Origin of the sequence: Pantoea sp. paga (assembly GCF_007558755.1) — a bacterium.
In the GTDB taxonomy this organism is placed as follows: domain Bacteria; phylum Pseudomonadota; class Gammaproteobacteria; order Enterobacterales; family Enterobacteriaceae; genus Pantoea; species Pantoea agglomerans.
Map to the genome: position 1 here is coordinate 115643 of NZ_VLTF01000004.1, position 18421 is coordinate 134063.

Annotated in this window: 14 protein-coding genes; 7 read left to right on the forward strand and 7 right to left on the reverse strand. The window is 57.1% G+C overall.

Translation table 11 applies throughout. The annotated features are described in order from the left end of the window. Positions 1-2 precede the first annotated feature (2 nt). Complete coding sequence (locus FOV68_RS13220) at positions 3-1493, forward strand: UxaA family hydrolase (RefSeq protein WP_031590941.1); 1491 nt, start codon at positions 3-5, stop codon at positions 1491-1493. 294 nt (positions 1494-1787) lie between these two features. Here FOV68_RS13220 and sstT read toward each other — a convergent pair whose 3' ends face one another. The 3 genes from sstT to FOV68_RS13235 form a co-directional block, all read right to left on the reverse strand. After that, on the reverse strand, positions 1788-3020 hold the full coding sequence (sstT, locus tag FOV68_RS13225; RefSeq protein ID WP_031590938.1) for a serine/threonine transporter SstT: 1233 nt from the start codon (positions 3018-3020) through the stop codon (positions 1788-1790). A 235-nt stretch (positions 3021-3255) separates the two neighbouring features. Further along, the gene (locus FOV68_RS13230; RefSeq protein WP_031590936.1) at positions 3256-4224 is read right to left on the reverse strand and encodes a TerC family protein; all 969 of its coding nucleotides are present in this window, start codon (positions 4222-4224) and stop codon (positions 3256-3258) included. 256 nt (positions 4225-4480) lie between these two features. After that, complete coding sequence (locus tag FOV68_RS13235) at positions 4481-5467, reverse strand: Gfo/Idh/MocA family protein (RefSeq protein WP_039390598.1); 987 nt, start codon at positions 5465-5467, stop codon at positions 4481-4483. A gap of 146 nt (positions 5468-5613) precedes the next feature. On the opposite strand from FOV68_RS13235, the gene FOV68_RS13240 reads away from it, so the two are divergent. Beyond that, positions 5614-7302 (forward strand): chloride channel protein, encoded by a 1689-nt coding sequence (locus tag FOV68_RS13240; protein WP_022623916.1) that lies wholly within the window; start codon positions 5614-5616, stop codon positions 7300-7302. Here FOV68_RS13240 and FOV68_RS13245 read toward each other — a convergent pair. After that, the gene (locus FOV68_RS13245) at positions 7299-7802 is read right to left on the reverse strand and encodes a M48 family metallopeptidase (RefSeq protein ID WP_143991041.1); all 504 of its coding nucleotides are present in this window, start codon (positions 7800-7802) and stop codon (positions 7299-7301) included. The genes FOV68_RS13240 and FOV68_RS13245 overlap by 4 nt on opposite strands. Positions 7803-7885: 83 nt before the next feature. Here FOV68_RS13245 and rlmG point away from each other — a divergent pair, with 83 nt between their 5' ends. Beyond that, positions 7886-9004: a 23S rRNA (guanine(1835)-N(2))-methyltransferase RlmG gene (gene rlmG, locus FOV68_RS13250; RefSeq protein WP_143789725.1), complete on the forward strand. Its 1119-nt coding sequence runs from the start codon at positions 7886-7888 to the stop codon at positions 9002-9004. Here the strand turns inward: rlmG and FOV68_RS13255 are convergent, their stop codons facing one another. Together FOV68_RS13255 and FOV68_RS13260 are read right to left on the reverse strand one after the other, a co-directional pair. Beyond that, positions 9005-11023 (reverse strand): NADPH-dependent 2,4-dienoyl-CoA reductase, encoded by a 2019-nt coding sequence (locus tag FOV68_RS13255; RefSeq protein ID WP_143991042.1) that lies wholly within the window; start codon positions 11021-11023, stop codon positions 9005-9007. It lies immediately after the preceding gene. Positions 11024-11290: 267 nt separating this feature from the next. Continuing rightward, the gene (locus FOV68_RS13260) at positions 11291-11998 is read right to left on the reverse strand and encodes a polyphenol oxidase family protein (RefSeq protein WP_143991043.1); all 708 of its coding nucleotides are present in this window, start codon (positions 11996-11998) and stop codon (positions 11291-11293) included. 106 nt (positions 11999-12104) lie between these two features. Between FOV68_RS13260 and FOV68_RS13265 the strand changes: the two genes are divergently transcribed. From FOV68_RS13265 to FOV68_RS13280, 4 genes are all read left to right on the forward strand, one after another. Then, positions 12105-12914 (forward strand): 5'-nucleotidase, lipoprotein e(P4) family, encoded by an 810-nt coding sequence (locus tag FOV68_RS13265; protein ID WP_010256579.1) that lies wholly within the window; start codon positions 12105-12107, stop codon positions 12912-12914. A 580-nt stretch (positions 12915-13494) separates the two neighbouring features. Next, positions 13495-14130 carry a carbonic anhydrase gene (locus FOV68_RS13270; RefSeq protein ID WP_029519418.1) on the forward strand — a complete coding sequence of 212 codons (636 nt, stop codon included), beginning with the start codon at positions 13495-13497 and terminating at the stop codon, positions 14128-14130. Beyond that, complete coding sequence (locus FOV68_RS13275) at positions 14127-15602, forward strand: SulP family inorganic anion transporter (protein ID WP_031590918.1); 1476 nt, start codon at positions 14127-14129, stop codon at positions 15600-15602. Before FOV68_RS13270 ends, FOV68_RS13275 begins: the two co-directional genes overlap by 4 nt. 268 nt (positions 15603-15870) lie before the next feature. Then, positions 15871-17292 (forward strand): GGDEF domain-containing protein, encoded by a 1422-nt coding sequence (locus tag FOV68_RS13280; protein WP_031590917.1) that lies wholly within the window; start codon positions 15871-15873, stop codon positions 17290-17292. A 20-nt stretch (positions 17293-17312) separates the two neighbouring features. Here FOV68_RS13280 and ddlA read toward each other — a convergent pair whose 3' ends face one another. Further along, on the reverse strand, positions 17313-18410 hold the full coding sequence (gene ddlA, locus FOV68_RS13285; RefSeq protein ID WP_033785579.1) for a D-alanine--D-alanine ligase: 1098 nt from the start codon (positions 18408-18410) through the stop codon (positions 17313-17315). Between the last annotated feature and the right edge of the window lie 11 nt (positions 18411-18421).

Consider the following 18421-nt stretch of genomic DNA (forward strand, 5'->3'; position numbering starts at 1 on the left):
CTATGCAAGACGCAATTAAAATTGATCCCCGCGACAATGTCGCCGTGGCGTTACGTGATTTAGACGCGGGCGCCACGATAGAGCTGCCGCCACTGCGTGTGGCGGTGCAACAGGCGGTCGGACGCGGGCATAAATTTGCTCTGCAGCCTATCGCGCAGGATGAACTGGTGATCAAATATGGGCTGCCGATTGCCCATGCCACGCAGCCTGTGGCCGCCGGTGAGTTAATCCATTCGCAGAACGCCCGCACCAATCTCAGCGATCTGGATCAATATGCGTATCAGCCCGAGTTTGTGACGCTGCCGCCGCAGCCGGGTGACCGTGAGGTGCAGATCTACCGTCGTGCTAACGGCGAGGTTGGCATCCGCAATGAGCTGTGGATCCTGCCGACCGTCGGCTGCGTCAACGGCATTGCGCGTCAGATCCTGCAGCGCTTTCTGAAGGAGACGCAGGATGCAGAAGATATCGATGGCGCGTTCCTGTTCAGCCATACCTTCGGTTGTTCGCAGCTGGGGCAGGATCACGAAAACACCCGCACCATGCTGCAGAATATGGTGCGCCATCCTAATGCTGGCGCGGTGCTGGTGATTGGTCTCGGCTGCGAAAACAATCAGGTTGATGCCTTCCGTGACACCCTCGGCGCGTTTGAAAGCGACCGGGTCGAGTTTATGGTGTGCCAGCAGCATGACGATGAGGTGGAAGCCGGGCTGGAGCGGCTGCACGCATTGTATGAAAAAATGCGTCACGACCAGCGCGAGCCGGGCAAACTCAGCGAGCTGAAGTTTGGTCTGGAGTGCGGCGGTTCAGATGGTTTGTCTGGCATCACCGCCAATCCGTTGCTGGGACGTTTCTCGGACCAGATGATCGCTAATGGCGGTACCACCGTACTGACCGAAGTACCGGAAATGTTTGGCGCAGAACGGATTCTGATGAGTCGCTGTCGCGACGAGGAGACCTTCAGCAAAACGGTGGCGATGATCAACGACTTCAAACAGTATTTTATCGATCACCAGCAGCCGATCTACGAAAACCCGTCACCAGGCAACAAAGCGGGCGGTATCACCACGCTGGAGGAGAAGTCGCTGGGCTGTACCCAGAAAGCGGGGCAGAGCCAGGTGGTTGATGTGCTGAAGTATGGCGAACGGTTAAAAACGCCGGGGCTGAATCTGCTGAGTGCGCCGGGTAATGATGCGGTCGCCACCAGTGCGCTGGCAGGTGCCGGTTGCCACATGGTGCTGTTCAGTACCGGACGCGGCACGCCTTATGGCGGTTTTGTGCCGACGGTTAAGCTGGCCACCAACACACCGCTGGCGGAGAAGAAGCCGCACTGGATCGACTTTAATGCCGGACGGTTGATCGAGGGGATGAGCATGGACGCGATGCTGGAAGACTTTGTCGACAGCATTGTGGCGATTGCCAGCGGTCAGCCGACCAACAACGAGAAGAACGATTTCCGCGAGCTGGCGATTTTCAAAAGCGGTGTGACGCTTTAAACAAAACGACCCGCTAAAGTGCGGGTCGCTTGAGATCGTTGATAAAGTCCGGCTCTGTGGCGGTGAGACCGAGCCTGCGAAGGGAACACGGTCAGATCGGAAAGTCGCAAAGGCCGTCATCCATGACACGCTCGGCCCGCGCCATCCCTGGCGCGGGACGCTTTCCTCTTCTGCCCGTGTTCCCTGCGCGTTGAGTTTATCCGTTGCGGCTGGATTAACCCTGATGTGGGCATGGCAGCAGCCTTAAGCGATCCGTAATTATTCATACGGGTCGCCTTTTTTATGTTAACTGAATCAGGCCCGGCTGGTTTTGCGATCTGCTTCAGCCTGACAGACGGCTGCGGTAAACAGAATATCGGTTGAGGAGTTCAGCGCGGTTTCCGCCGAATCCTGCAAGACGCCGATAATAAAGCCGACCGCCACTACCTGCATTGCCAGATCATTCGGAATGCCGAACATGTTACAGGCCACCGGGATCAGCAGCAGCGAACCGCCCGCCACGCCAGATGCACCACAGGCACAGAGTGATGCCACCAGACTCAGCAGAATCGCCGTCGGCACATCAATGCTGATCCCCAGCGTATGCACCGCCGCCAGCGTCAGCACGGTAATGGTAATCGACGCCCCCGCCATACTGATAGTTGCGCCCAGCGGAATCGACACCGAATAGGTATCCTCATCCAGATCCAGACGTTTCGCCAGCGCCATATTCACCGGAATGTTGGCGGCAGAACTGCGGGTAAAGAAGGCGGTCACGCCGCTTTCGCGCAGGCAGGTAAAGACCAGCGGATAGGGGTTACGGCGGATTTTGCTGAATACCAGCAAGGGATTCACCACCAGCGCCATCAGCAGCATACAGCCGATCAGTAACGTCAGCAGATGGGCATATTGCCACAGCGCGCCAAAGCCGGTAGACGCGAGGATCGAGGCCACCAGACCGAAAATACCGACCGGTGCGCAGCGAATCACGCAGCGTACCAGCCAGGTCACCGCATGAGAGGCATCATTGAGAAAGGCGCGCGTGCTGTCACTGCTGTGACGGAACGCCAGCCCGAGACCAATTGCCCACACCAGAATGCCGATGTAGTTGGCGTTCATCAGGGCCGTGATCGGATTCGACACCATGCTCATCAGCAGTCCGCGTAATACTTCGGTAATGCCGGATGGTGGTGTGATTTCCGTGGTACCCACCGCCAGCGTCAGCGTCTGCGGGATCAGATGGCTGAAGACCACCGCGACGACCGCCGCGAAAAAGGTGCTCAGCAGATAAAGCATAATAATCGGCCGGATATTGCTCTTCTGGCCCTGCTGGTGGTTGGCAATCGAGGCGATTACCAGCATCAGTACCAGCAATGGCGCGACCGCTTTCAGCGCACTGACAAACAGTTCACCCAGCAGACCGACCGCGATCGCGGCATCGTGTGAAATCCAGGCGAGCGCCACACCAGCGATCAGCCCAATCATGATTTGCTTCACCAGGCTACCGGCGAGCAGCGTACCCAGACGTGCGGAGAGAGTTTTCTGCATAATATTTTCTATATTTTGTCGCGGATGTAGTTTCAGACGCGATGTTTTGCATCGGCTAAAACGGTTTGCCCGGCGGAGTATAAGGAAAAGATCGGACGAGAAAAGAGAAAGTTCTGTCACTGTGGAGCAGGTCAGATTTTTATTATGCTGGATAGTGGAAGTGTGACAGAGGGATGAAATGGCGTGACAGGCTGCCACAAAATAAAACAGGGGCATCCGCTGCCCCTGCAGGTAATTATGGTGCGAGCTTTTTCTGGTCTCTTTTGCGGTTAACCCAGGCATTAATCAGCAGAGTTGATGCCAGAATGGCACCGACCACACCCAGCGAGATACCGACCGGGATATGGTAGAGGTCGACAATCAGCATCTTAAAGCCGATGAACACCAGCACAATCGCCAGGCCATACTTCAGCATTGAGAACCGTTCCGCCACGTTTGCCAGCAGGAAGTACATGGCACGCAAACCCAGGATAGCGAACAGGTTTGAGGTCAGCACAATAAACGGGTCGGTTGTCACGGCGAAGATCGCCGGGATACTGTCGACCGCAAAGATCACGTCGCTGATTTCCACCATGATCAGCACCAGCAGCAGTGGCGTCGCAAACAGCACGCCGTTTTTGCGGGTGAAGAACTTCTCGCCGTCGAGATCGTCAGTCATGCGCAGATGCTTACGCAGCCAGCGCACCACAGGTTTTTCGCCCACCGCGCCGTCATCCTCTTTTGCCAGCGCCATTTTCACACCGGTGAACAGCAGGAAGGCACCGAACACATAGAGGATCCAGCTGAACTGCGTGACCAGCCAGCTACCGGCGAAGATCATGATGGTACGCAGCACGATAGCGCCTAATACTCCATAGATCAGCACCCGGCGCTGCAGATTGGCCGGAATAGAGAAGTAACTGAACAGCATCAGCCAGACGAAGACGTTATCCACCGCCAGCGCTTTTTCCAGCACGTAACCGGTCAGGAAGGCGAGCGTCTGCGTGTTAGCAACTTCACGTCCTGCGCTGCCCTCCAGATACCACCAGAAGGCGGCGCTGAACAGCAGTGAGACTGAAACCCAGATCAGCGACCAGATAGCCGCCTGCTTGAAAGACATGGTCTGCGCGCCACGGCGTCCCTGCAACAGCAGGTCGATAGCCAGCATGATAAGCACCACAACCGCAAAGCTGCCCCACAGTAAAGGCGTACCCACAGTTTGCATATTCGTATCCTGTCCGAAAAATAAAAAAAACGGCTGAAGTCAGAAGACGTCAGCCGCTTATTTTTGTGTAAGCAAACCTCGCCTTCCGGCAAGGTCTCACTTACAACACAGAAATTGATTCCGGGTTGCCTGATGACCGGATGCTTTCGCATCGTAATGACGATCAATCAGCTTACAAGTTACTCCCCTTTGCAGGAGGGTAAGTTACGGTTTAGCTGCACAGGAAGCAACACCTCTCAGACATATTTAGAAATATTTACACAGCAGCCTGGTCGGCCGGGAAGATCACGCCGGTCTGGCGGCGTATCTCAGTCAGCAGCGATGCAGTAATCCGCGAAACCTCAAGCGAAGGGTGGTCCACCTGGCGCTGCTCAACCAGCCGGGCAAAAGCGGCGGCCTCATACAGCATGGTGTTGATATGCTGCGGCTGGTTCAGCGTCTGCTTTTCCGCGCCCCGTGGCACAAACGTCAGCTGCTGGCACTCCGATAACTTCTCTATCACCAGCGCGCCCGCTTCACCCTGAATCTCGCTGGGGAGGCTGGAATCACTCACCTTCGAATGCAGAATCGTCACGTCGAAATCACCGTAACTCAGCACCACCACGCCGTGCGCGTCCACGCCGCTTGCAAGCAAAGTCGCGCTGGCCTGCACGCGATCTGGCTCGCCCCACAGCGTCACCGCCGAGGCCAGGCAGTAATAACCGATATCCATAATTGAGCCATTCGACCAGCGCGGATCAAAGGTATTGGGGTTCTCGCCGTTGAGATAGCGTGGGTAACGTGAGGAGTACTGGCAGTAATTCAGCAGCGCTTTTCGCAGTTTACCCACGTCAGGCAGTGCCTGCTGCAGCCGCAGGAAATTCGGCAGGCTGGCAGTTTTAAATGCCTCAAACAGCACCACCTGATGCTCACGGGCGCAGGCGATCATCTGCTCCACTTCTGCCAGGTTAGAGGCCAGCGGTTTTTCGCAAATCACATGCTTGCCGTGCGACATAAACAGCAGAGCCTGCTGGCAGTGCAGTGCGTTGGGGCTGGCCAGATAGACCGCATCGATCTCCGGGCTGGCGGCCAGCGCTTCCAGTGAGGTAAAGGTCTGTTTGCAGGGATAATCGGCGATAAAGGCCTCAGCCTGCTGCTGACTGCGTGAATAGACCGCACAGAGCTTCATCGCTCCGGTTTCATGAGCGGCATCAATAAACTGGCGTGTAATCCAGTTTGTTCCCACAATGGCAAAACGAATCACGTCATCTCTCCGGCAGCTGTAAAGCGGCAGAGTAACATCTCACCCACGCTGTGCAATGGTGCCGGGCGGGCAGGGATTGATCCTGCGATCCGCATTCCAATAATATGCGGAAGCGATGATGTTTATGTACCAACCAGGGAGCGCAGGTGAAAGCAAGTAAGCACGCATTAAACTGGACCACACTTCTGATCGCCATTCCGGTCGGGTGTGCGGCGTCGCTGGTGACGCTGGCTTTCCGCGGCGTGATTGAACTGATCAACCATCTGCTGTTTGCCCGCAGTGGCGAAATAACCGAATCCCTGCATCTCTGGCCGTGGATCTTCTGGCCCCTGCTGGTGGGGGCGGGCGGCGTTCTGGCAGGCTATTTTCTGCGTTATGCCGTTGCCATTGAGCAGCAGCAGACGGTGAAAACGGATTACCTTGAAGTGATCAACGCCCGGCTCGATGCGGTGCCGACCCGGACCTCACTGTTCCGCGCCTTATCGTCGATTGCCAGTATCGGCAGCGGCGCGTCGATAGGTAAAGAGGGGCCGATGGTGCAGCTCTCGGCACTGTGCGGCAGTGCGATTGGTCGCCTGTTACCGGCCTCACTTAACCTGAAAAACAGTGACGTGGTGGCGATGGCGGCGGCGGCGGGCCTCGCGTCGGTTTACCATGCGCCGCTGGCGTCGGCGATTTTTGTGGCGGAAATCGCCTTCGGCATTTCTGCGTTGCAGCGGCTGATCCCCCTGATCATCGCAGCCGCCACGGCGGTGATGACCATGTGGACGCTGGGTTTTCGCAGCGCGCTCTATCCGCTGGCAGACGCGAACTTCGCTATGGATCTCAGCAGTCTGCTGATGACGGTAGTGATTGGTCTGTGCGCCGGGCTGGCGGGCTGGATCGTGATTAAATGCATCGCCCGCAGCAAAGTGCTGTTCAGCCGGGTCGCCTCCCTGCCGCTGCGCCTCGGGGCGGGCGGCTTTGCGGTCGGCTTACTGGCACTGATCTCCACTGATATCCTCGGCAACGGCTACGAGGTGATCGTCAAAGTGATGGCAGGGCACTACCTGCTGCCGGGTCTGCTGCTGTTGCTGGTGCTGAAAACCCTTGCTACCAGCCTGTCGGTAGGCTCGAACGCCGTCGGCGGACTCTTTACCCCTTCGCTGCTGATTGGCGCGCTGCTGGGGGTGATCATCGCGACGGTGGGGGCAGCGCTGCATCTGCCGCTTGGCAATGTGCTGCTCTATGCCGCGATTGGTATGGCGGCGGTGCTGGCGGCGGTCAGTCAGGCGCCGTTGATGGCGATGCTGATGGTGCTGGAGATGACGCTCAACAGCAGCCTGCTGTTTCCGCTGATGATCGCTACCGTGCTGGCGTCGATGGTGGTCTATCGCCTGCAATCCGCCAGTACCTATCCGGTCGTAAGTCATCACTTCAGCCGTTCAGAAGCGAAATATGATTTCGATAATATGCGCATTGCCGAGCTGATTATTGCGGGTGCGGCGTTGCAGCCGGAGGAGTCGGTGGGGCAGGCGCTGGCGGTCAGCTCCCTGAAGCGTGAACGCTATGTTTATGTGATCAACGCCGCGGGCGCTTTCCTCGGTGTGGTCTCGATTCATGAAATTTCGCGCCGGGTGCTGGCACAGGAGATCACCCTCGACTCACCGGTGCAGTGCGTGATGGATCAGGATTTCCCGGTGGTGTATCAGAATCAGAGTATGCGTGAGGGATGGGAAGCCTTTGCGGCGGTGACGCTGGAGCGGTTGCCGGTGCTCAACAATCCGCAGGAACGGCGCTTTCTGGGGGCGCTGACCAAAACCAGCCTGATTCAGAAAGCGCAGGAGTTTCTTTAAGCTGCGTTGCCGCGCATCGCCTGGTCCGTCATCCACAGTCGCGCATCAAATTCGAGCTGGTGATAATCCGGCTCCATATGGCAGCAGAGCTGGTAGAACGCCTTATCGTGATCTTTCTCTTTAAGGTGTGCCAGCTCATGCACCACGATCATCCGCAGAAACGGCTCTGGCGCGAGGCGGAAAAAGGTCGAGATACGAATTTCCGCTTTCGCCTTAAGCTTACCGCCCTGAATCCGTGAGATGGCTGTGTGCAGCCCGAGTGCATGCTTCATCACCTTAATCTTGTTATCCCACATCACTTTGCTGATCGGCGGCGCATTGCGCATATAGCGATTTTTCAGCGCCTGCGTGTAGTCATACAGCGCTTTATCATTCATCACGTCGTGGGTGTCGGGATAACGTTCCTGCAGAAACGCACCTAAGCGCTGATGGGCGATCAGCGACTGAACCTGCTCAAGAAGGGGGGCAGGATAACCCTGAAGGTAGATCAGTGAGGACATTAGGGATTCCAGGCGAAAGACAGTATACTGCGCCCCCGATTTTGGGGCGAAAATCAACCAAAGTGTACCACGCCGGAGAATTCATGAGCCAACTTGAACTGAACGATCGCACACTGATCCTGCATCGCTTCCCGCAGATGCGTGACGAAAGTCCATTACAAGCCTGGGATGCGGCTGATGAATATCTGTTACAGCAGGCGCTGCCAGAGGGGCCGGTGCTGGTCTTCAACGACAGTTTCGGGGCATTAACCTGCGCCCTGAATCCGCGTACCGTCTGGCACGTCAGCGACTCCTGGCTGAGCCAGCAGGCCGCCCGTCAGAATCTGACCTTTAATGGGCTGGATGACAGCGACGTTCACTTTGTTGATAGCCTGGCTGAACTGCCTGCTTCACCTGCGGCTGTGCTGATCAAGGTGCCTAAAACCCTGGCGCTGCTGGAGCAACAGTTGCGCGCCATTCGCGAAGTCGTCACGCCTGATACGGTGATTCTGGCGGCGGCGCGCGCCAAAGAGATCCATAACTCTACCCTGCAGCTGTTCGAACAGATCATTGGTGAAACCAAAACCTCACTGGCGTGGAAAAAAGCGCGTCTGATCTACAGCCAGTTCAGCAGGCCTGAACTGCGTGAGGCCACGCCGACGCTGGTCTGGCCGCTGGATGGTACCCCTTATCAGATTCACAACTACGCCAACGTCTTCTCGCGCGCTTCGCTGGATATCGGTGCACGGCTCTTTGTGCAGCATCTGCCGGAAAACATTGAGGGCGAGATTGTCGATCTCGGCTGTGGTAACGGCGTGGTGGGACTGGTGGCGCTGGAGCAGAACCCGCAGGCCGAGGTGCATTTCCTTGATGAGTCTTACATGGCGGTCGCCTCCAGCAAGCTTAATGTGGAAGTGAACCGTCCTGAGGATCTGTCACGCTGTCAGTTCCTGGTGAACAACGTGCTGAGTGGCTATCCGTCGGATCGGCTGCACGCGGTGCTGTGCAACCCGCCGTTCCACCAGCAGCACGCGGTGACCGATCACCTGGCATGGCAGATGTTCCGCGATGCCAAACGCTGCCTTCAGTATGGCGGCGAGTTGCGCATTGTCGGCAACCGCCACCTCGATTATCACCACAAGCTGAAGAAGCTGTTTGGTAACTGTACGCTGATCGCCTCTAACCAGAAGTTCGTGGTGCTGCGCGCGGTGAAAATGCGCTAGTCAGACGGTTAATGCCAGTTGCGTCGCCTGCGCAATCGCACGGCGCGCATCCAGCTCCTGCGCCACATCCGCACCGCCGATGACTGTTACCCTCTGTCCTTTTGCACGCAGCGCGGCTTCCAGTTCGCGCTGCGGCTCCTGTCCGGCACAGATAATCACGTTATCGACCTCCAGCAACAGCGTTTCGCCGTTGCGCCGCAGATGCAGGCCGCTGCCATCAATCGCCAGATACTCAACGCTGCCCCACATCTCAACGCCCTGCGCCTGCAGACTGGCGCGATGGATCCAGCCGGTGGTTTTTGCCAGCCCGGCACCCGGTTTTCCCGATCGGCGTTGCAGCAGCCAGATTTGCCGTAACGCGGCAGGCGGCTCGGGTTTCATCACACCGCCACGCTGCGTCAGGCTGTGGTCGATGCCCCATTCGGCATAAAACGCCGCCAGATCTTCGTCATGGGATGGCTGTGACAGATACTCCGCCACATCGAAGCCAATACCACCGGCGCCGATAATCGCTACCCGTTTACCCACCGGGCGCTTATCGCGCAGCACCTCCAGGTAGCTCAGCACGCTGGGGTGGTCGATGCCCGGAATGTCAGGCGTACGCGGCTGAATGCCGGTCGCCAGTACCACTTCATCGGCGTCACTCAGCTGATCCGCCGTCACCCGACTGCCCGTCTGAACCGTCACGCCTGCGGCCGCCAGCTCATGCCTGAAATAGCGCAGCGTTTCGCTGAACTCCGATTTGCCGGGGATCAGCCGGGCAAGATTGAACTGGCCACCTATCTCCGGCGCGGCCTCATAGAGTGTTACCTGATGGCCGCGCTGCGCCGCCTGTAGCGCAAACGCCATGCCGGCCGGACCGGCACCCACTACGGCCAGCCTGCGCGGGGCGGTGCTGGCGATGACCGGCATCAGCGACTCGTGGCAGGCGCGCGGATTGACCAGGCAGGAGGTGATTTTACCGGCGAACACCTGATCGAGGCAGGCCTGATTACAGGCAATGCAGGTGTTGATGCTGTCCGGTTCACCGCGCTGGGCTTTAGTGACAAAGGCGGGATCGGCGAGAAAAGGGCGGGCCATCGACACCATATCGGCGCAGCCCGACTGCAACAGCTGCTCGGCGACGGCGGGATGGTTGATGCGATTGGTAGCGATGACCGGCACCTTCACCTGTTCACGCAGGCGCTGCGTCACCCACGCAAAGGCCGCACGCGGCACGCAGGTGGCGATGGTCGGGATGCGCGCCTCATGCCAGCCAATACCGGTATTGAACAGCGTGACGCCGCACTGCTCCAGTTCGCCCGCCAGCAACAGCGTCTCCTCCAGCGTGCTGCCCTCTTCGATCAGGTCGAGCATCGACAGCCGGAAGATGATGATAAAGGCGTCGCCGGTCGCGGCGCGAACGGCGCGGGTAATCGCCAGCGCGAACTGCATCCGCTGCCGGAAGTCGCCGCCCCAGCGGTCGGTGCGCTGATTGGTGTGCTTCACCAGAAACTGATTAATCAGATAGCCTTCGGAACCCATGATCTCCACGCCATCATAGCCCGCCTGCTGTGCCAGTCGGGCGCAGCGGGCAAAGTCATCAATGGTCTGTTCAATCGCCGCCTCGCTCATCGCCTGTGGCGTAAACGGGTTAATCGGCGCCTGGCATGCCGAGGGCGCAACCAGATCGGGCTGATAGCTGTAACGGCCGGTATGCAGGATCTGCAGGGCGATTTTGCCCTGGTGCTGATGCACCGCCTCCGTGATCTGCCGGTGCCAGTCACATTGCGTCTCGTCGGTGAGCATCGCGCCATGCGCGGTGGTGACACCCTGCGCATTGGGTGCGATGCCGCCGGTGACGATTAGCGCGACACCTTCACGCGCCCGCTCGCCGTAAAAAGCCGCCAGCCGGGCTGCACCATCCGGATGTTCTTCCAGTCCGGTGTGCATCGACCCCATCAGAAAGCGGTTTTTCAGTCGGGTAAAGCCAAGGTCCAGCGGCGTAAACAGCGCAGGATAGTCAGGATTGACGGACATGATAGTCACTCACGATAAAGTGGTCGGATGAGTTCACTCTAGCCACTTCTGCGTTAAAAAAAAGTGAAAGAATGTCAGGGTGTGAGTGAAATCATAAACAACGGCAGGTGAGTGAGGTGAGTGACAAAGAGTGGGCGGAGCTAGCCCGTGCCTGGCGCAAAGAGGTGAAGACCGCCATCCATGGCCCGCGTGGCTTTGCGACAGGCGTCAGCGCCCGTCTCAGTTCAGGTTCCGCTATCTGCTGTCAGCGCGGTGCTAGAAAACCCATTAACGTCGACGGATCCACGAATAGCGCGAGCGATAGCCGCTGCCGTGGTGAGTATTGAAGCGGTAGCTTGAACCGCTCTCGGCCATACAGTAGGTGCAGACATTGACGTTATCGATCTGCGCAGCCGGCACACCCGCGTTTATCAGCAACTGCGTCGCCAGCGCAGGCAGATCGAACCAGACACCCTGCTGGCGGGCAGCGGCCTGTGGACGTTGCGCCAGAGGATTAACCGGCTGGTTCTGGTGCCAGCGCAGCCCGCTGGCCAATGCCGGGTTCTGCGCAATCTCCGCCAGCTGCGGTTCGGCCAGTTCATAACAGCAGGGGCCCATCGCCGGACCGATCGCCACCATCAGGTTCTGCGGCTCACAGCCCTGTTCGCACAGTTTTTCAACCGCGCGGGTCAGCACACCCGCCAGCGTACCTTTGAGTCCGGCATGAACCGCGGCCACGATCCGCTGCTGGTGATCGGCGAACAGCACTGGCAGGCAGTCGGCAGTGTAGACCGCCACCGGGCGCGTCCCACTGCCGATCACGCCGTCAGACTCGCAGCTTTTGGGTGGGATGTTCTCGATATCGGTGACTACGGTCGCGCTGTGGCGCTGATGTCCATAGGCGGCCTCAGCGGGTGGTGGCTCTCCGGCTGGCTGAAACGCATATTCGAGCCACTCCAGCGAATCGAGCAATGGCGAGCGCGGGATCACGGCCATAGGAATCTCCTGTTATAACAGCGTGCGTTGGGCTGCCCACAGCTTACGTTAACTGCTACATTTTTGAAGCTTCTCCTCAGACCTTTCTCACCTTAAGGATGAAATGATGAAAACCTCCGCAAAACTGGCTGCATCCGGACTGGTCGCGCTGCTGCTTACCGGCTGCGCCTCGTCGTCACATCAGACCGCGCAACAGCAACTCGGCCAGCAATCGGTGCTGGCGGTAAACTGGTTCCAGCAGTCTGGTGAATATCAGGCGCTGACCTGGCAGGCATTTAATACCGCGCGTATGGCATTTGATCAGGCCCCCTCGCTGACCGGCAAACCCAAAGCGGTGATTGTCGATCTGGATGAAACGATGCTGGATAACAGCGCCTACAGCGCATGGCAGGCGAAGAACGGCCAGCCGTTCAGCAGCAAAACCTGGTCAGCCTGGACGCAGGCGCGGCAGGCGAAAGCGGTGCCGGGCGCGATAGAGTTTGCGCGTCATGTCACACAGAATGGCGGCACGCTGTTCTATGTGTCGAACCGCGATCAGAAAGATTACGCGGCCACGGTTGCTAATATGCAGCAGCTCGGCTTCCCCAACGTCAGCGATAAAACGGTACGTCTGAATACTGACAGCTCCAATAAGCAGGCGCGTTTCGATGCCATTAAAAATGCCGGCTATAACGTGGTGCTCTACGTAGGCGATAACCTCAACGATTTTGGTGGCGCGACCTGGCATCAGGGCAATCAGACGCGTCGTGATTTTGTGAATCTTAACCATCAGCAGTTTGGAACGCAGTTCATCGTGCTGCCGAATCCGCTCTACGGCGACTGGGAGAGCGGAATGGCGGAAAACTACAATAAACTGACACCGGAACAGCAGCTGTCTGTGCGGGAATCGCGCCTGCAAAGCTGGAACGGTAAATAATTCGTCAAGAAAAAGAGCCTGACCGGGTCAGGCTCTGTTAAATCGTGGTCCTGATTTACTTTCTCCCGTCACTATTTTGCTGCAAATTAAATTAATTATCTCTTGCTTCATTCTTATCTGAAACCAGGCATATCTGACTGGCTATCAGCAATTAAGCCGGTTGATCGTGCTAATGGTTAATTTTTTAATTAAGAGTATTCCTGGTAAAAAGCAGGCCGGTTGGTATGGCAATTAATACCCCCTTCTTTAATGATTGTATTTTTTTGTCAGCAGTAACTTTAGTTTATTATCTTTTATATTTTAATGTATTGATATTGTTAGCTTTAAAATGATTGCCGCTAATTATTCCACTTCTCTTCTGCTTAATTAAATTTACTTAACCCTGACTCTTACTGACGTCAGATTGACAAATAGCATGATGTTAAAGTGCTGTGAAATATTGCTCGTGCATTGGTAATGGTTAGCGGCTATAACCTTTTTCTGTGACTCAGTTCTTATTTACCTGGCGGCTCACGCTTTATTTGTGAGCCGATACACTTTGTGGTTAGCCAGGATGCGACATCCCGGTAGTAGAGAGAAGATGATTGTGACGACACTTAAACCCTTATTAGCGAAAAATCGCAGTTGGGCATTACAGCGCCGCCAGCGTAATCCAGACTACTTTAAAAAATTCCTTCATCAGCAAAAGCCGCACTCACTCTGGATAGGTTGTTCTGATAGTCGCGTTCCGGCAGAAGTCTTAACCGGCTCCCATCCTGGCGAACTCTTTGTGCATCGTAATATCGCCAACATGGTGATTGAGGACGATGACAATTTACTGAGCGTGCTGCAATACGCGCTCTTTTTTCTCGGTGTAAAACGCATTGTATTAAGCGGCCACTATGGCTGCGGTGGAGTGGAAGCCGCGCAGAATCTGCCGGGTAGCGTGCTGGACGGGCAGGAGAGCGCGCTGGCGAGACGCATTCAGACGCTGCGTCATGATATTCAGCATGGCCTGGCGGAAAGCCCCCCTTCAGACGCGGAGCCGGGTGAACAGCTCGATCGGCTGGTTGAGGCCAACGTTAAGGCGCAATTCGCCAGACTGGTGAAATCTGAACCGGTCCGGCAAATCTGGCAATCGGGCCAGGAACTGGAGGTGTTTGGTTGTGTTTATGACCTGCGCTCCGGCCATCTTAAAGAGCTGATTCATCAATCTGCAGAGGAACCTTCATTATGAACCTCGATACCCTGCGTCGCGACATTCCTGCGGGTCTGGTGGTGTTTCTGGTCGCCTTACCGCTCTGTCTTGGCATCGCACAGGCCAGCGGATTACCGCCGTTTGCCGGTCTGCTGACCGGTGTGATTGGCGGCCTGGTGGTCACATCACTGAGTCCGTCCCGGTTTGCCGTCAGCGGCCCGGCGGCAGGCCTGGTCACCATCGTCGTCGCCTCAATGGCATCACTGGGCAGCTTTTCCGCCTTTCTCACCGCGCTGATTATCGCCGGAGCACTGCAATGTCTGTTTGGCCTTCTGCGTGCCGGACGATTTATTTCGCTGGTGCCGGGCAGTGTCATCAAAGGGATGCTGGCGGCGATCGGTTTGCTGCTCATCATGCAGCAGATCCCGGTGGCGCTGGGTGCCGCGGGCGATGCGGAGCTGGTTTCACTGGTGACCGGTGAGATGACCTTCTCGCTGCCCGCGATTCTGGTAGCGGGTGTCGGGCTGGCCATTTTATGTCTCTGGACCACCGCACCGGTGAAACGGATCAAAGCGCTGGCCTGGATCCCTGGGCCGCTGATTGCCGTGCTGATAGGCTGCCTTGCTACCGTCGTGGGTGGACGGCTGTTCCCGGAGATGACCAGCGGTCTGGCGCGCATTTCGTTGCCCGCTTTTGACAGCATTTCCGCGCTGGTGGCAGAGCTGGAAACGCCCGACTGGATGGCCTGGCAGAATCCGCAGGTCTGGGTCGTTGCGGTGACCTTAGCCCTGGTCGCCAGTCTGGAAACGCTGCTGAGTCAGGAAGCGCTGAAAAAACTGCGTCCTCAGACGCCCGCGCCGTCGCCCAACAAAGAGATGTTCGCGCAGGGTATCGGTAACCTGGCGGCCGGTTTCCTTGGCGCGATGCCGATCACGGCGGTGATTGTGCGCAGTTCCGTTAACGTCAGTGCGGGCGCGCAGACCAAACTGTCGATCTTCATTCACGGTGTGCTGCTGCTGATTTGCGGTATGTGGTTCAGCGAGATGCTGAACGCCATTCCGCTGGCCAGCCTCGCTGCCGTGCTGCTCTATACAGGCTACAAGCTGGCGACACCCAAACTGTTTATTGAGCAGTTCCGGATGGGCGCCCAGCAGTATGTGCCGTTTCTGGCCACCATCGTCGGTATTATCACGCTTGGCATGCTGGTCGGGATTGGTATCGGCATCGCCACGCAGATTCTCTATAGCATCTATAAAAGCCATCGCAACGCGTTGCAGCTTACCCGCTATGACGACCACTACGTGCTGCGCTTTCAGCAGAACCTGACTTTTATGCACAATCCAAAGCTGCAGGGATTGCTGGATGAGATCCCGGAGAACAGCGTAGTCATCGTTGATAATGACAATGCGGAATATATCGATCCCGACGTCAAAGCGGTGCTGAAAGATTTTGGCGATAACGCCGACAAACGCGGCATTCGCCTGAGTCAGTGGCCGGTTGCCGTAAAATAGCGTTAGCGCAACGGTAAAGTCGTCAGAACAGCAAAAATCGGATATCTCGGATATCCGATTTTTTTATTTGCGATGCATAATAGAGTCCCAGTTTCTGCTGTCATCTGATGGGTTTAGCCTCAAAACGGTAACTTTTCTGAGTTAGCCCATGAAACGAGGTTTTATCGCCGGATGACACTGAGGATATTCAGGATTTAATCATTCTGACACCACGCGCCTGTCCAGGCTGGCGTGGACAGCCAGCCTCTCTGTGACAAGGTCCGGATGTATGCGCATACAGCTGTTTGAAGAGCACAACGTTAAGAAGAACGCATTTTCACTGTTTTTAATCACGTTGCTGTTTTGCTTTATCGGCGGACACCTGCGCTTTCCACAGGAGCTGTCGCTGTTCTGGCCGGTCAACGCGATCGTTACTGGCGTGATCGTCCGGAATCCTTTTCTGCATCAGACCCGCTATTACCTGGCCACCTTTGCTGCGATGGTGTTTAACGACATCGTTTTTTCAGGCTGGGCGCTCTCTGCTTTTACCCTCAACATGGCGAATCTTCTGTTTGTGCTGGTGGCGGTGACGCTGCTGGTAAAACATCTTCAGCACGACTCCGGCAGCGAGCGTATAACCAGCGTGCTGCGCATTTTTCCGGCCTGTCTGCTGGCCGGACTGGCCTGCGCCAGCTGGGGGGCGCTGGCGCAGCAGGCCGATTTCAACAGTGGGCTGGTGACGGCCTGGGGCGAATGGTTCAGCGAACAGTTCTCAACCGGACTGATGCTGCTGCCCTTTTTGCTGACGCGCGACTGGGCGTCGCTGTCGCCCCGGCAGTTTATGCAGATGCGCAAACTGGCACCGGTTGTCGCCGTGATTTTTTCGCTGATGATTGGCGCGATGATGGGCGGCGCAGGCAGCCTGACGTTCCCGGTTCCGGCGCTGGTCTGGTGCGCCATCGTGCTGCCGATGCCGCTCACCAGCCTGGTGATTTTGCTCACCGGCATTAGCGAAATCATTCTGGTTTCGCATGGCGTGATGAATATCCAGGGCGATGACAATATGCTGCCAATTACCCATCTGACCTCGGCACGGCTGGGCGTGGCGACCATTGCGATCAGCCCGCTGATTGTGGCGGTGAGCATGGATGCGATTCGCCAGCTCAACCAGCGTCTGGCGTTGCGCGCCAACTATGACTTCCTGACCCGGCTGCTGTCGCGTTCCGGCCTCTATGAAAGTCTGCGTGCTGAGCCGATCTTCCCGGACCGCCGGGCGGGCGTGATCCTGCTGGATGTCGACTACTTCAAAGCGATTAACGACAATTTTGGTCATGATGCGGGTGACAGTGTGCTGGAAGAGATCGCCCGCCGTATGCAGCGCGTCGTGGGTAAAGAGGGGCGCATCTGCCGTTTTGGCGGCGAAGAGTTTGTGGTGGTGCTGTTCGACCAGAATCCGGAAAAGCTCTACTTTCTTGCTGAGAGCATCCGGCAGAAGATGGCGAAAGAGAAGTTCTGGCTGCAGGGCAGTACGGCCACGGTCACTGTCAGTCTGGGGCTGGCGCATGGCAGTGCCGGTGAGGCGCCGGAGTGGCACCGCGTGATCAACCGGCTGATTTCCGCAGCCGATAAAAATCTCTATCTGTCGAAACGCAATGGCCGCAATCAGACCTCGCCGGTTAACTACCGTGCCATCACCAGCGACGTGGCATAACGCCACGCCGCCGGGTTGTGTCAGCTGACGCTGCTTTTCAGGGTACTGGCCTGCTGGTGGCGTTCAATCGCCAGGTCGATCAGACGACTGATCAGATCCTGATAGCTGAGTCCGGCCGCCTGCCACAGTTTCGGATACATGCTGATATTGGTGAAGCCGGGCAGGGTATTCACTTCGTTGACGATAATTTCGCCGTCGGCAGTTAAAAACACATCGACGCGCGCCATGCCAAAGCACTCCAGCGCGGTAAAGGCTTTGATGGCGACCTCACGAATCGCATCGCTGGTTTCCGATGAAATGGCTGCCGGGACCACCGTCTGCGCACCGCTCTCGGAGATATATTTGGTGTCATACGAGTAGAAAGCGTCATGCACCACCACTTCACCGCAGGGGCTGGCTTCAGGGGCATCGTTGCCCAGCACCGCACACTCGATCTCGCGGCCTTTGATACCCTGCTCAATCAGCACCTTGCGGTCAAAGGAGAAGGCCAGCGCCAGCGCGGCATCAAACTCTTCAATGCTGTCCACTTTGCTGACGCCCACCGATGAACCCTGGTTGGCGGGTTTGATAAACAGCGGCAGGCCAAAGCGGGCAATGACTGCGCTGGCGTCCAGCTGTGCGCGCTGGGCCTGGGTGACGCTCACCCATGGCGCGACGTTGAGGCCGGCGTCGCGCAGCAGGCGTTTGGTAAAATCTTTATCCATGCTGACCGCAGAGCCCAGCACGTCGGAACCGACGAAGGGTAACGAGGCCATACGCAACAGGCCCTGCAGGGAGCCATCTTCACCCAGCGTACCGTGCACGATAGGGAAGATAACGTCGATCTGCGACAGCGGATGGGCGTTATGACGGGTGATGATCTGCTGCTGAGTTGTGCCGGGCACCAGCGCCACATCTTCAGCGGCGTGATTCAGCGCGATCAGCGCCGGATTTTCAGCGTTAAGTAAGAAGTTTGAAGCATCGTTAAGACGCCAGTGTCCCTGCTTATCAATGCCCAGCAACACCACGTCAAACCTGGTTTTGTCGATCGCCTCAAGGATATTTTTGGCCGACTGTAACGACACCTCATGCTCAGCCGATTTCCCGCCAAACACGATCCCTACCCGCAACTTTGTCATCAATTTTGCCC